The following is a 14,892-nucleotide window of genomic DNA, read 5'->3' as shown; positions in this document are numbered from 1 at the left end:
CGATGATGTATAAATTGGACTTGCTAGCGGCTAAACATGAATCTCTCGCATGCGTGAAGCAGCGTCAGTTTGAGTTTCATATTTAAGCGTAAATACCAAGAGGCTGAGCACTGCTAATGCACTAATAGGCACGCCAGTAAGTGCTGGAATATGATAATTCATGCCCGAAGCATTTAACGCAAGACCACCTAAAGCAGATCCAAGCGCATTACCAGCATTAAACGCAATCTGTACAGAAGCGCCTCCGATAAGTTCTCCACCGCCTTTACCAGCTTCTGCCATAAGCAGCTGCTGCGGAGAGGAAATAAAGAACATGCCAAAAGCAAGCCATAATGTCAATACTGCGCACAAGAGTCTCGACCCTGGTGTTAATGCGATAACAATAAGACCAGTAGTGGCAATAGCTTGACCAAGAGCAGCAGTACCGGCATGACGCCATGCATCACAAATTTTGCCACCTACTAGCCCGCCAACAACCATGCCAAATCCTGCAAGCATCATTAGCCAAGGTACGTGTGCGCTTTGATATCCGCCAATATGGGTAAGCCAAGGGGAAACATAACTCCACCAGCAGAAAATACCTGTATTTCCAAGAAGCACTGCTGCAAGAATCATCCAAGGACCGGGTTTGGCGAGGAATTTAAATTGACCAGCTAACCCTTTATCTTCTACAGGAGCAAGATACGGTACCCACGCCGCAACCAGTACCATGGTCATCACGCCCCATGCGGCAAGAATAGCAAAGGCATAACGCCATGAAATCATTTCGCCCAACATAGTTCCTGCTGGTACACCGACCATATTGGCAAAGGTTTGACCAGTAACCATGAGTGCAACTGATTGTGCTTCTTTGCCAGGGTCAGCAAGCATTTTTGCAGCTAGAGTTGCTGTGCCAAAGAATGCACCGTGGGGAAGTCCTGATATAAAACGAGCAATAAGCAATACTGCAGCATTTGGAGCTAATGCTGCCATGGCATTACCAATTAATACGAGCACCATAAAAAAGATAATTAAGGTTTTTGGAGATAGCTTGCGTCCAAAAACAAGAATAAGTGCACCTAAACATACGCCTGTAGCATATAACGTGATAAACCAGCCTGCCTGTGGAATTGTTACATGCATATCATGGGCTGCGAAAGGCAGAATTCCCATCATCACAAATTCAGAGGCTCCTAGTACAAAAGCGCCACTTGCTAGGGCTAAAATGCTGCGTTTCATTGCTCTCCAGTGCTCAGTAGCAGGTAGATAAGTCCGTAATGGTTTTATCTTAGTGTCGCGACAGTCAAACGTTTGCAGATTAGTGATTAGGTTGATTTGTGATAGAGCGTAGCAGCAAGTCTACGGATATGAATATGAAAAACCCGAGACACATGTGAATGCATCTCGGGTTATGCCAGCCGGAAAGGTTGGCCAGCGTGGCGCTGTAGAGCCTGTAGGTCGGATCAGCCCTTAACAGCGCCTGAGGTAACGCCCTCAACAATGAATCGCTGCAAGAACAAATACAGAACCAAAATAGGAAGCATTGCCAGTAGCAGTGCCGCCAACACCAGACCTAGATCTGTGGAGTACGTGCCGTAGAACTGCTGGGTAGCAATTGGGATAGTCCACAGTGAGCTTGGCTTTTGCAAAATCAACGATGGCAGGAGGTAGTCGTTCCAGAATGCCATAGCATCGATTACTGTTACTGTTGCAATCATTGGCTTCAACAGTGGGAATACGATAGTCCAGAAGGTCTTCCAACGACTGCAACCATCAATATCTGCGGCTTCTTCAAGTTCCACAGGAATATTCGACCTAATAGAGCCATGGAACATGAAGGTAGCCATCGAGACTGAGAAGCCTACGTGCATAAGAATCAAGGTAATGCGGCTGTTTAAGATACCGAATAGACCACCGTATACGGATACGATTGGTACCATCAATACCTGGAATGGGATAACCATGGAAGCAACCATTGCGGTGAGCAAAATCATGCTGGCTTTCCATTGAGGATTGCGAGCAATAACAAATGCTGCCATTGCGGAGAAAAGAATGGTAAGAATAGTTGCGCAGGTAGTGATAATAACCGAGTTGCCAAGTACGGTCCAGAACTTCATTTTTGCCATAGCGCCAACAAAGTTCTTGAGCGTAAATCCGTGGGCGCCGACCGCTGCCATTGGATTTGCCGTAATATCGTTCATACTCTTAAAGGCGTTAAAAATTACCAAAATAAAAGGTAAAATAAATGCGAGTAAAAGAATGACGAGCAGAATGAAGAGTAGAATTTTGCCGATTCGAGCAGAAAGTGGAGCCTTATCTCGAACTGAGATTGTGTGTGCGCTAGTCATTATGCTTGCACCTCACCTTTCCTGCCGACATAGACTTGGATAAGACCAACAATGGCGCAAATAAGGAAGAGCACCAGTGCTTCTGCCTGACCTACACCAAATTGCTTTTCTGTAAATGCTTTGTTGTACACGTGCATTGCTGCTAAAACAGATGACTTGTACGGATCGCCCTTAGTCAACGAAAGGTTGATGTCGTAAACCATGAAGCAGCGGGTAGTGGTTAAGAAGATGCAGGTGACGAAGCTGGTGCGCATCAGTGGAATCGTCACATTCCACATAGCCTTGCTTGGAGAACATCCATCAATCAATGCTGCTTCTTTCAGGCTATTATCCACGCCCATAAAGCCTGCAATGTAGATAAGCATCATATAGCCTGCGTACTGCCAAACTGATACGAAAATCAGAGCAAAAAGCGCACCCTTTGGAGTAGAGAGCAAGGAAGGAACCGTAGCTCCTCCTGCGATAGCAGATCCTACGGATACGAATACTCGGTTAAAAATGAACTTCCATACATAACCGAGGACAATGCCGCCGATGAGGTTTGGAATAAAGAAGCCAGCGCGGAATAGGTTCTGACCCTTAATGCCACTGGTTACCATGTATGCCAGTGCGAAAGCTACAATATTGGTTATTACAACGGTAATTACTGAGTAAATTACGGTCAATAGTAAGGCTTGCCAGTATTCTGTATCAGCAAGTGCTGCTTGATAATTGGCTAGTCCTACGAATGGTTTGGACAGGCTGACACCATCCCAGCTGGTCAAGGTTAGATATAAACCATAAATCAGTGGAACAATAACCACCATAATGAACAAGAAGGCTGCTGGGCCAGCAAACATCAGGAATTGCCCGGCTTTATAACTAAGCTTATTGCGTTTCATATTTCACTTCCGTTCCGATAAGCCGCATACCCTACGAGGAGCTGTATGATATGCGGCATTGTTCAGGTACGGTTGGCAGTTATTTCTTACTTGATATCGGCAGAAATCTTGGTGCTCTGCCAGTAAGAATCAATTGCATCTGCAAGTGCTGGACGATCAATCTGGTTTGCGAGGTACTTCTGGTACTCTGCACCGAGCTTGGAGTAATGATCATCTGGCAAATAGTTGAAGTTTGGAATGAGCGCACCCTTATCGGCGTAGCTCTTTACAGACTTGCCAAGTGGGTCGGCTGGTGCCAAGGTATTGCTCTTGAATGGGGAGACCATGGAGCAGGTGTTGACGATGAAGTCTTGACCTTCCTTGTCGCTGACCAGCCAGTTGAGGAAGTCCTTAGCCATTTGACGCTGCTCATCGGTGACCTTGTCGGAAGAATCGATGAAGAAGAACTTGGAGCCGCCGCCGACGAGCTTTTCGTTGGTACCATCGTCAGTATTCTGTGGAACTGGCATCATGCCGAGGTTCTTGTTCGGTTCATACTGGTTGATAACGGACCAATCCCAGTTGCCACCGAAGAGGAAAGCAATGTCGCCCTGTGCAAGCTTCTGTGATGTGACTTCACGTTCTGCAGAAGTAGGAGCATCCTTAGCGTAGTTATTAGCCTTAAGTACGTCAAAAGTATCCATTAAGGAGTTGAACTTGTCGTTTGAACTAATTTTTACTGTTCCGTCATGCAGTCCCTTGACGAATTCATTGACGTTTGGTTGCTCTTCGTAGATCTGTGGCAGATAGTGTCCTGCAAGTGACCAATCTTCTTTCAATACGCCAACTGGGCTTTGCATGCCGTCTGCCTTCAAATCGGCAATAAGCTTCTTGAATTCATCGAGGGTCTTGTACTGGCTTGGGTCAAACTTTTTGCCAGTTACCTTCTCAATAGCGTCGGCATTGTAGATAAGTCCGCGAGCTTCAACTGATACTGGGAAGCCCATAACTTTGCCATCTACGGAGATTGCCTGATCGGTGTCTCCTACCCACTTTTCGTTGGAGAGGTCTAGTGCATGGTCAGGGCCGAGTGAATAAATATCCTTTGCATCAACCATGGAGAGCACATATGGTGCGTTTGATGCGTAACGAGTTGCTAAATGAGCTGCGACGGTGTCGGAAGAGTAACTAACTTCTACGTTAACACCCTTCTCTTCGCCATATTTCTTGGCCATTTCTTCGAATTGCGACTGAATTTCCATCTTGGAATTGAAGATGGTTAAGGTTTTGCTATCATCAGAAATTCCAGTGCCGCTTCCGCAGGAGGCAAGCATGCCGAGTGCTGCTACTGAAGCGAGAACTGCTGCGAGTGTACGCTTTGTGTTGTGTACCATGGGTTTCCCTTTCCTTTTGCGGAACTGACGCAACATTGCTCGGTTCCGTTACATACTCCAGCGCTTCTATGTGCTGTGATGAAGTATGCCTCTTCCAGTTGAGTCTGTGATCCACCAGTCTCGAACCGGTTTGATGTGTTTAGTATATAACCGGTTCGATATGTGCACAAGTCGAAAATACGGCGTGTCGTAAACCGGTTCGATATCAATAATTGCAAGGGTTACCGCTCACATCGTTATAGGTGCTGCATTAGAGCGTTCTAATAGAGTGGTGATAAGTACATTTTTTTCTAGACTAAATTGGTATGCGATAAGAAGTATGTTGCTGGCAATTGGCTTATTGCAAGAGTGCTGCGAGAACGATTATTCGTATGATTACACTTCGTACTCAAAAGTCGCTACTTCGAAATATCTGATGTTTCGCCATGTACACTGTGATTGTGCACACTCGCTAGTTTGGAATATCAGATGTTTCAAAAAGCGGGAATCATACAGGACGTCCACTTAAACCAGCTAGTTCGGAATATCAGATGTTTCAATGTGTATACTATGAATGTTCATACCCGCTGTTCCGAAATATCAGATGTTTCAAATAAGCAGGAAATAGATTGCACATAGAGATAAAGTCGCTACTTCGGAATATCAGATGTTTCAAACCATACGTAGGAGACAGTGCACAGGAATAGCCGCAGAAAGCCGTTAGTTTGAAATAGTAATTATTCATGCGGATACACAATGCGAGCAATAGCACTATGAGTTATCCAAGCACATGCTCCAAGTGGCACACTCAAACCAAATAACAGCAAAACAGGCACAGCATACACAAAAAACTGTCCAATAAGCAGTCCACATGCTACAAGAATAATCAGTATTACAATAGTGCGAGGCAACAAAGCAAACGCAGACCATGCAGCATTGCGTAATTGTGTGCCAAACGGTCGCTGAAAGAGTGCAATATGCATAAAACCGTAGTACGCGATTGCGCCAACAATAAGACCAATAGCAAAAAGAGCCACCAATGCAATTACACGAATAGCAGTATCTAGCGAAGCAAACTGCGCGGAAGCAAGCGCCCACATATCTACACGAGCGATAATAATCACCATCAGGCAGATAAGCCATAATGCTGTCGCAGGCTTGAAATTATGTTTGAATGCTTGCCAAAAATCGCGCACAATACGCACTGGCTTATCTTCCAGCATGTTCACTAGTACGCGATTCATTGCAGTAAATCCAGCGCCAGCAGTGACAACGGGTATGCAAGCAAGTACACCAAGAATATTGAGCAATATCAAATCACCCGCAACACCCATAATTCTGAAAAAAGCATTATTGTCGTCAAATAGGCGTTGAGAAAGTGGGCGTTTCGCGTTGCTCATTTCGTCGTTTCACCTTCTTGCAATGTCACAGGGACGAGAATATCCATTAATGTTGGCACACTGGCAGCATCTAACGGTAGCGAATCATGATTAAACGCCAACTGATGCATTGTTGCATTTATAAGACTATCATGAGTAAGCTCAGATGTGGCAGATGGGCTTGCATTATTAGAATCGGCGATATCGATAAGGGTACTTCCATTTGCGATGCTGTTGTGATCAATGTGCTTGTTGTTACCAGCAATTCCATTTTCAGCAGGCTTATTGTTATCCGCAGTTTTATTATCAACAGCATGCTGACGGTCAATAGAACTCGAAATTTGCTCTACTAACAGTGTGCCTAAAGTAGACAAATCTTGTGCCACGGTAGTAATGCGCATGCCAGCGGTATGAGCAATATATGTGCCATCATATGAAATAACTTGTAACTGATCAGGAATTTCCAAGCCCATACGTAATGCTTCTTGCACGCAGTAGGCGGCACCTAAATCAGAACTGACAACAGCGTCGATGGTTTCTCCGCCAAAAGCGCCATCTGCCACGCGCTCGCATACCCAATGCATGGCTTTGCCATATTCTGCCATTTCGCTGACATCGCCGGCTGCTACATATTCATGGTGAATACCGGCTTCGCTGAGCAGTTTTTCAAGTGTCATATAGTAGCGGACAGTAGGGAAGGTGGTAGTAGATGTGCGTGTACCCGAGGCGTCTACACGATCATAGAATTGTTCGCGCGGACCGCCTACCATTACCACATGCTTAGCGCCAGAGCGAATCAATAAATCAGCTACAATACGTCCGCCTTGTTCATGATCTGACCCAATAGATGGAATGCCATCTGCAATATAACGGTCAAAAGCTACAATAGGGCGGTTGATAGAAGTCCAATAATCCGGATCATGCGCTGTGTGAGCGCACATAATAATGCCATCCATCATATGGCGGCGCAGCATATCCACGTAGGTAGCTTCACCATTTTCTTCATCATGAGTGGAACAGAGCATGGTGCGTAATCCACGCTGTGCTAAAGCATGCTGTATGTGGATAGTAAGCTCGGCAAAAAATGGGTGGCGAATTGTTGGCACGATTAACCCGATTAAATTAGTGCGATCGTGGTATAGATTGCGTGCAAGCTCGTTAGGAATATAGGACAGTTCGCGCATAGCCTTTTCCACGCGTTCGCGCATGGCATCAGAAACATAACCCGTGCGGTTCACTACCAGAGACACGGTGCTGACGGACACCCCAGCCCGTTTGGCAACATCGCGCATCCCAACCATTTCGCTCTCCTATAGTACTGTTGTCTGAAATTATCTACCGGTTCACTATACTGCGCTACCCACTTTGTAGTGCAAACAGTATGGATAACTAACTGTTTTGCCGCCATGTGAACATAGCATGTATCCCAACGCATACATCGTAAGTGTGGTGTTTGAGGCTTGCTTACATAAGAAAAAGTTTACCTCGCAAATTAAATAATATACACAATTTTTTGGTGCGCCACACCGCCCATATGTGGAGTATTTGCAGGATTAAGAGGTTACGTTGATGAAAGGTAATAAGTTGATCAAGCTTCTGGAAGAATGCTCCGATCATAGTTTCTTCCTCAATACTTGTAGGAAAATATATATCGTACGATGAAAGCTGGGGAACTGTTAGCTGAGGGACACCAGTTGATTCAACTACAACTTTATGATTGTTTATTGCATTTTCCAAAATAATTACAATCATGGTTTGAATGAATAGCAAGAAGCCTTACAGCAGGTGTAAAATCAATAGTTCTTGCCTTCGGATATCCTACTTCGCCGCGTCCCGTTACGGTCACTGCAGGTGCTTTTACTCTAAAATAATCGTTATCATCTCCAACAATTCCATCATTAGTTAAAGCGTTAGCAAAAATTGGAGATACACTATTTTCGACTATTTTTTCTTTATCGATATCGCCACCTGCCAATATCTCTGTTGTAGTATCCCCCGACTTACGCTGCTCCCAAACGATTAGAACTGATACACATCAACGAAGCGTATCAATTCTAATCATAATCGAACGCATTCTTCAACTATTAATACAATTCACAGTCTAAACTTGGTTGTGCGAGCAAATAAGATACTTTGGTAAAATAGGTGCATGGGATCAAGGTTGACCGTTTATTTGAGAGATAGTCGCGGATGGAGCTCCTATGGTCGTTATGGTGGAGCGCATAGTGTTGGCTACATGATTGCTCGTAATGGGTATGAAAATACAATGAAGTATATTGCAGATTGTTTCAAGTTTGAGGAAGCTACAGAAAAACCAGTATCTGACATCAGTTGGGCTGAAGGTATGCTGATTATCGACTCATTGAACAAAAATGTGTTTTGGTATGAAGAAGATGCTGGCTTATATCTTCCAAGAATTATTAATGCACTTATTGAACTCACGTGGCCGAGTTGGACAGCAATCTGGTGTGCAGAAGAACGTCTCAGCGCATTACAAGCATGCGGTATTGACGCTCTTCAAGAACCTATACCATTCGATGATTTTGAGGAAATTGACTGGGAGAAATATTTAGATTCTGGACCATGGAGCAAGCATTGTGAAGATGACAGTGTTGCTGTTACTTTCAAAGATGGCGTAACATTCTGCTGGCATCAGTTTTTAGACTCATTACTCCCCGCATTTTCTCCGAATTCATTCTATCATTTTGCGCAACATGTGCGAGAGGGTATAGAACAGGGTGAACCCCTTGAATGGGGTAAACAGTATAATGAAGACCTCCCGGATACTGGAATCCATATTGATTATCAAAAACATCAAATTCGCTGGTGGTCGTTGTATGACAATGGTGACATTGCATTAGAATGTAGACAACGCTGGACGGATTGGACGTTTACATCTATGAGTGACGATTATCGCTGGTTTGAACAACTCACCGGATATCAGATGAGAACTTGGGACGCAGAAATGAGGGAGGCATTTAGGTATATTGCAGGAATATTTGAAGATGAATCAGGAAACTATAAAACGTCACAAATACCTTCAAATCAAGTACTCGAGTACGAACTAGCGAACAGTCATGATAATAGCAAGTTAATTTTGTGTGCACTCATGCAGATGAAAGAGAGTGGGGAAATTCCACCAGCAAAAATAATTGACCGATATGGGGTGATTCGCTAGTTTGTCTCTACCTCTCCGCTCCATGCTAATGCTAATGTTTGTTCTATGGAAATGAATACCTCACAGCAGTTTTAAGCCAACATATTGTGGGAAAACTATACTTAACAGCTCAAAAAGTGCAACGATCCCGTGTTATTTCGCCGTTTATTGAAGTAGGTTCGGTAAGCGCTGCATTACGTACCGGATGCATACGGGTATTTGCATTGATGCAGCCTATTCACTCGGTACTGGTGGTGAACGTAATGCGATTGGCACAATGTTTACGTAAGGAGAGGAACACATCCAAAAATGTTGCGGCTTCTCCCAATGGTGGCATTGAATTACCTTACGGCGTATGTAAGGAAGCTAGTATGCAATTCGGTCCGTGAGCTGTAGATATTGATATACTGTGTGATTATAAGATTTTACGTTCCTGTACTCTGTTTCTCTTGTGCCTGTTTGGTGGGGTAGTAGTTGTTTTAATTCGTCGTAATACGATTAACTATCAACAGATAGTTGTTTAAGAGTGTGCACATGGGGTGGTCTTAAATGCAACGTTTTGAAATTGAACCGTATGCTACAGTAGTGCAACCAGTATAAATGTAGATACCAGACTGAGTAAAAGTATTTCTCATATTACAGCACTCTGAATATTTCTCAATACTGCTGGTGTAATTCATGGTTGTCTTGATATTGACTATAACTATTATTCTTATAACAATTATAAGCATTATTGTGAGGAGGGGTGATATGCCGATATTAATGAAAAATTATGTTTCAGCCACAGAACTTAGTCATGGAGCTGTAGAAAGAACTCTATCGGACCTGAGTATAGATCATCCTATTGTGGTGACGCGTAATAATCAGCCGGCAGCGGTAATGATTGCTCCAGAAGAATACGATTAGTACGTGAGTATGCAAGAAGACTATGTACTCTTGCAAGAGGTAGTGCAACGTTTACTTAATGATACAGGCACTTATTACAGTCAAGAAGAAATGGAGCAGCGTTATCCGCTTGCCGATGATGGGTTTGGGTCGGAGTTTGAGTAATAACGAGAGTCAACGGGCAACACAATAATGAGGGAAAGTTCAACTTTCACTGAGATTTATGAATGCTGCTATTTATGCAGGTATCCTGTATATTTTATGGATATATCACAGTAGACGATGGTAGTACAGTCTACTTTACGCATGCTAATGCTAAGTAAGTGAGGATGTATGGCAGAAAGCAGTGACCCAATTATTGCTTATATAGCAACGTTTGATTCACCTGCTCGTGCGAAACTCGAGGAAATAGATAGTATTCTTAGTGAAGTCTTGCCGAATGCTGAGCGAAAAATTGCTTGGAGAATGCCCACATTTAAGATGCGTAAAAATATTATTCATTTCGCTGGTTTTAAGCATCATGTGGGTTTGTATCCCGGAGCTGAAGCTATAGAGCAGTTTTCGTTGCAAATTCAGGAAGCTGGTTTTAATCACTCTAAAGGTGCTGTCCAGTTTCCTTATGAGAGCCAATTGCCAGCAGAATTAATACAGAGTATTGCGCGTTGGTGCCTTGCTCATACTGAGTGAGGGATCGCGTATACAATACATTCATCCGACCGACCTCTAAGATTCAACTTTTGTATACGTTTATTTTCTTATAGTCCGTTTAGGTGGATACTTATCGCATCCACGATCGTAGGCTTAAATATCACTTTTAGTACATATAAAATGTGCGTACACAGCAAGTAAGTACTCAACCAGTAACGATAACGGGGGTATTGATGAGGGTTTTAAGTTTTGCACTATAGTCGGCAATAAATACGCGATCGCTGTGACTGGTAGTTGCTTGTGACATGGTTGGTCGTTCATAATTGCTGCCACTGACCTCAATAAAATCAATACCAAGTTTTGCTAATCGCTGCGCGACGTAGAGACTATCTGCTTCGCTAAAACCATCAGGCGTAAAATCTGTGGAGTTCAGCTTAATGCCAACAATAAATAAAGAGTAATAAAGTGCTGCGCAATATTGAGAAAGAAAATCAAGACGAATAGGTGAATATAAAAGAAGGGAAGTTGTATAGGTTTATCTCTGGATAACAGGGATAAACTCCGCGCTTGTAATGAACTGCCAAGCCCGCTCGGTAAGCGCTACATTCCCCGCATATAACACAGATAAAAAAGTATCCATATCTCGGTCGACACCGGTGTATGCAAACTTGCTGAGTATGTTGTATTCATACTCAAGTTTGGCGTGGGTTTCGCTTTGATCTACAGCATCAAGTAATTGATAAGCACGAGTTGTTAATGTGGTAATATCTGAGCGTTCTTGCTCTGAAAGCGGGCGATTACTGTAGTCTTGAGATGGCTCTTGGTATAGCGTAAGCCAAGATGCCATATAATCTGCATGACTGCACAACCACTCGTCAATACCAACAGCTCCAGCGCTTTTCGCTTCAACCAGCCAATGCAAGCATTCAATATCTGCACCATCAGTATCACACCAGCGTGCCCATTCAATCATGCCAGCAATAGAGCCGTAACGTGCAGCATAATACAGCCATTCCTCGCCCTCGGTGGTGCCAAAATGATCCTCAAGGTATGTGCTACATAAATACATTGCATCGGCGTTGCCAAGTTGAGCTGCTTCAAAACAGTATTGTGCCGCGCGCTCACATTGACGATGTAACTGTGCCAGCAATCCCGTTTCGTAGAGAGATTGCGCTGTTGCAATGTCGTCCTGTGTTATCTGTTCAGCTTTGGGTAATGCGTCAAAACCATAATCAAGCAGCTGCTCGGTAATCTGTGGAAGTCTACGCATAGGATCCTCTTTCAGCAAGGAGCTGTGATAGGCATGCACGATGCATTAGATTATTGTAATAGATTATGCTAGTGCAATCGCATATGTAAGATTGTTTAGTGAATTTTACTTCGTATTTCATACGTCGAGTGCCGCCTTGAGATCTTCCATGATTTTGTGGCCTTTCACATTTGGATCTGTTGCAATACGACGCCCCGCCTCGATAGCTGCTTGCGTTATCGCGTAAGGGCTGTCGAGCTTGGGCTGGAATGGAATACCATTTTCTCTAATCCCGGCGCGCAAAAACATGTTAATTGCAGTAGTGAGTTTTAATCCTAATTCAGCAAAAATACTTTCTGCTTGTTCTTTAATTTTTTATCTGTACGAATTTCAAATTTGTTGTAGTTATTGTTATTCCTATCATTGTGAACAATGGTGCATATCCTAAATTGCAATATACAGTCATTATGTTGTGTATACAATACACGAACGTTTATAAGAAAAAGGCTCTAACGAATGTTAGAGCCTCAACAACATGAATTAAAACTATTAGAACTGCAATGGTTTGACAAGAGGGAAAGTAATAGTCTCGCGAATGGTTGCGCCAGTAAGAGCAATCAAGAGACGATCAATACCCATACCCATACCGCCGGCTGGAGGCATACCAACACCAAGTGCTTCGAGGAAGTCTTCATCAATATCCATAGCTTCCTCATCACCAGCCATAGCATCCTTAGCCTGAGCTACCAGACGCTCACGCTGCACTACTGGATCGTTGAGTTCAGAGTAGCCAGTAGCTAGCTCAAAACCGCGCACATACAAATCCCACTTTTCTACTACGCCTGGAATAGAACGATGAGATTTAACCAGTGGGGAAGTCTCTACTGGGAAATCACGCACAAACGTTGGCTCATCAAGCTTATCTTCATAGAAATGCTCCCACAAATGCTCAACCAACTTGCCATGATTTTCTACACCATCGCGCTCCACGCCTAAGCGATCGGCAAGAGCGCCCAAATATTCCACACTGGTACCAGGAGCATCAGGGCCAGCATTTGGAATAATTTCCTCGCCAAGCGCCTCAGACAGTGATTCATACATGCTGATGGACTTCCATTCGCCACCAAAATCATACTCAGTGCCATCAAGCAACGTCACTTTGTATGAGCCAAATACATCCATAGCAGTCTTTTGGATAAGCTCTTTGACTAAGTCAGCAATAGTGTCATATGTGCCATATGCCTGATATGCCTCAACCATAGTAAATTCTGGCGCATGAGTAGCATCAGCACCCTCATTGCGGAAATCACGGTTGATTTCAAACACACGATCAATGCCGCCTACCAAGCAGCGCTTGAGGAATAATTCAGGAGCAATACGCATAAACAAATCAATATCAAAAGCATTCATATGCGTAGTAAACGGACGTGCAGCAGCCCCGCCATGCACTGTCTGTAACATTGGTGTTTCAACTTCAATAAAATCATGATTTGCAAACGTGTGACGCAAACTTGCCACAGCCTTAGAGCGATTACGCACCATATCGCGCATACGCTGATCAGCAATCATACCAAGGTACGGCTTGCGCGTGCGGGTATCATCGCCCAAATCCTTATGCAACGCAGGAAGTGGCTGTAATGCTTTAGCTGCAATGGCCCATTCTGTAGCAAATACTGATAATTCGCCAGTCTTAGAAGCGATAACTCGACCGCGCAAATACAGGTGATCGCCCAAATCTACAAGTTGCTTAAACTGCTTAATTGAGTCTGCGCCAATTTCACGCTTGGAAACCATACCCTGGATAGTAGTGCCGTCTCCTGCTGCCAACTGCACAAAGCACAAACCACCAGCATTACGGAGGAAGAGCACGCGACCAGCAATGCCTACAACATCATCCGTTTCTTGTCCGGCTTCGAGCTTGCCATCATACTGTGCGCGCACTTGCTCGATGCTATCAGTAACATCAAGATGCACGGGGTATGGTGCAATGCCTTGTGCCAGCATCAACGCACGCTTGGCTACACGCATCTGCACTTGCTCAGGGTGTCCTAGGGGACCAAATTCCTTACCACTTGGATCGATTGCTTCATCCAAGGTAGCACCGTCGTTAATGCGCTGTGCAATAGCCTTATCTTGATTCAGCAGCAAAATTGCGCGCTCAACAGTGCTCATATGATGCTGCTCTTGAGCTTCCTGCTGTGCTTGGTCAACACTTTGGTCTTGTACTTCTTGCTGTGCTTGTTCTTCTTGCATGTCCTACCCTCAAGCTTGCTTTGCAAACCGCGTGCTTACATTTCGCCTGTGTGCGTATATATTTCAGTACTGAGTACATTACGTACCTTACGTACATTACTGAATGTTCTACACACATGGTTAGTTTTAGTTTGTCAGTTATAGTGCATAGTGTAGCGACTTGGCGCTACTTCTTCGCTGTTGTGTTGACACCACTATTCGACACGCATGGGTGGTGGTATTGCTATTGTGTAACCTGCATGGTGCTGGCATGGTCTTGCGACAAAAGCAAGCAGTATAGTGCTGGCAGTGCTAGTGCATTCGGGCTATAGCGCAGTTTGGTAGCGCGCTTCGTTCGGGACGAAGAGGCCGCGGGTTCAAATCCCGCTAGCCCGACTTTTGTTTTGCGTTGATTGTTGTTTTATGATTCGCGCGATACGCATAAAGGTCTTGACAAGGTAGTAGATCTCGCATTTGGTGCACAGAAATCTTGCAAAGACAACGATGAGCGTTTACAGATTTTGTTCGAACGATATGCAGAGATGACTAAGTAGTGGTATCAGAAAGGTTTCTTTATAGCACATCATTCAGCATGACCTATTCGTCTAGGCTTGTCCATGGTTTGACCATTGGCGCACCCCCGAACATATGACGACCGGCTCTGACCACACTAAAATAATGTAGCGAGCCGGTACTAGTACTTGTAGACTACCACAGAGCATTTGAGAGTCAATAAAAGCTCAGAACGTTCTTATGAGCAGAGTAACTCAGGATGTAACTTT

General features: G+C 44.1%; 14 protein-coding genes, 1 tRNA gene and 1 pseudogene. 5 read left to right on the top strand and 11 right to left on the bottom strand.

Annotation, left to right across the window (positions count from 1 at the left end; all coding sequences use genetic code 11):
- Nucleotides 1–30: 30 nt before the first annotated feature.
- The 8 genes and pseudogenes from IEU85_RS04495 to IEU85_RS08680 form a co-directional block, all read right to left on the bottom strand.
- Nucleotides 31–1,218 carry an MFS transporter gene (locus IEU85_RS04495; protein ID WP_188355064.1) on the bottom strand — a complete coding sequence of 396 codons (1,188 nt, stop codon included), beginning with the start codon at nt 1,216–1,218 and terminating at the stop codon, nt 31–33.
- Nucleotides 1,219–1,442: 224 nt separating this feature from the next.
- Entirely contained in the window at nt 1,443–2,327 is an 885-nt protein-coding gene (locus IEU85_RS04490; RefSeq protein WP_188355063.1) for a carbohydrate ABC transporter permease, read from the bottom strand.
- Nucleotides 2,327–3,208: a carbohydrate ABC transporter permease gene (locus IEU85_RS04485; RefSeq protein WP_188355062.1), complete on the bottom strand. Its 882-nt coding sequence runs from the start codon at nt 3,206–3,208 to the stop codon at nt 2,327–2,329. Before IEU85_RS04485 ends, IEU85_RS04490 begins: the two co-directional genes overlap by 1 nt.
- Before the next feature lie 86 nt (nt 3,209–3,294).
- Nucleotides 3,295–4,581, bottom strand: a complete 1,287-nt coding sequence (locus IEU85_RS04480; protein ID WP_188355061.1) for an ABC transporter substrate-binding protein — start codon at nt 4,579–4,581, stop codon at nt 3,295–3,297.
- A 716-nt stretch (nt 4,582–5,297) separates the two neighbouring features.
- Nucleotides 5,298–5,960, bottom strand: a complete 663-nt coding sequence (locus IEU85_RS04475; protein WP_188355060.1) for a YesL family protein — start codon at nt 5,958–5,960, stop codon at nt 5,298–5,300.
- Nucleotides 5,961–6,309: 349 nt separating this feature from the next.
- Nucleotides 6,310–7,240, bottom strand: a pseudogene (locus IEU85_RS04470) (LacI family DNA-binding transcriptional regulator); the annotation flags it as partial.
- A gap of 163 nt (nt 7,241–7,403) precedes the next feature.
- Entirely contained in the window at nt 7,404–7,691 is a 288-nt protein-coding gene (locus tag IEU85_RS08880) for a restriction endonuclease subunit S (protein WP_371866632.1), read from the bottom strand.
- Nucleotides 7,651–7,914, bottom strand: a complete 264-nt coding sequence (locus tag IEU85_RS08680; RefSeq protein ID WP_229714755.1) for a hypothetical protein — start codon at nt 7,912–7,914, stop codon at nt 7,651–7,653. The genes IEU85_RS08880 and IEU85_RS08680 overlap by 41 nt, the downstream gene beginning before the upstream one ends.
- A gap of 174 nt (nt 7,915–8,088) precedes the next feature.
- Between IEU85_RS08680 and IEU85_RS04460 the strand changes: the two genes are divergently transcribed.
- From IEU85_RS04460 to IEU85_RS04445, 4 genes are all read left to right on the top strand, one after another.
- Nucleotides 8,089–9,117, top strand: coding sequence for a hypothetical protein (locus IEU85_RS04460; protein ID WP_188355058.1), 1,029 nt, complete (start codon nt 8,089–8,091; stop codon nt 9,115–9,117).
- Between the two features lie 729 nt (nt 9,118–9,846).
- A complete protein-coding gene (locus IEU85_RS04455) occupies nt 9,847–10,002 on the top strand; it encodes a type II toxin-antitoxin system Phd/YefM family antitoxin (protein ID WP_188355057.1) in 156 nt (51 codons plus the stop codon).
- Between the two features lie 3 nt (nt 10,003–10,005).
- Nucleotides 10,006–10,146: a hypothetical protein gene (locus tag IEU85_RS04450; protein ID WP_188355056.1), complete on the top strand. Its 141-nt coding sequence runs from the start codon at nt 10,006–10,008 to the stop codon at nt 10,144–10,146.
- Between the two features lie 168 nt (nt 10,147–10,314).
- On the top strand, nt 10,315–10,668 hold the full coding sequence (locus IEU85_RS04445; protein ID WP_188355055.1) for an iron chaperone: 354 nt from the start codon (nt 10,315–10,317) through the stop codon (nt 10,666–10,668).
- A gap of 496 nt (nt 10,669–11,164) precedes the next feature.
- Here IEU85_RS04445 and IEU85_RS04440 read toward each other — a convergent pair whose 3' ends face one another.
- The 3 genes from IEU85_RS04440 to lysS all read right to left on the bottom strand — a co-directional run bounded on the left by IEU85_RS04440 (nt 11,165) and on the right by lysS (nt 14,050).
- Nucleotides 11,165–11,899: a hypothetical protein gene (locus IEU85_RS04440; RefSeq protein WP_188355054.1), complete on the bottom strand. Its 735-nt coding sequence runs from the start codon at nt 11,897–11,899 to the stop codon at nt 11,165–11,167.
- 117 nt (nt 11,900–12,016) lie between these two features.
- Nucleotides 12,017–12,193, bottom strand: coding sequence for a hypothetical protein (locus IEU85_RS08675; RefSeq protein ID WP_229714793.1), 177 nt, complete (start codon nt 12,191–12,193; stop codon nt 12,017–12,019).
- A 234-nt stretch (nt 12,194–12,427) separates the two neighbouring features.
- Nucleotides 12,428–14,050 carry a lysine--tRNA ligase gene (gene lysS / locus IEU85_RS04430; protein ID WP_188355328.1) on the bottom strand — a complete coding sequence of 541 codons (1,623 nt, stop codon included), beginning with the start codon at nt 14,048–14,050 and terminating at the stop codon, nt 12,428–12,430.
- Nucleotides 14,051–14,432: 382 nt separating this feature from the next.
- Between lysS and IEU85_RS04425 the strand changes: the two genes are divergently transcribed.
- A tRNA-Pro gene (locus IEU85_RS04425) sits at nt 14,433–14,506 on the top strand.
- Nucleotides 14,507–14,892: the final 386 nt, after the last annotated feature.

The sequence above is a fragment of the Galliscardovia ingluviei genome, assembly GCF_014635685.1.
Classification (GTDB): domain Bacteria; phylum Actinomycetota; class Actinomycetes; order Actinomycetales; family Bifidobacteriaceae; genus Galliscardovia; species Galliscardovia ingluviei.
This window is presented reverse-complemented; position numbering and strand designations above follow the sequence as displayed.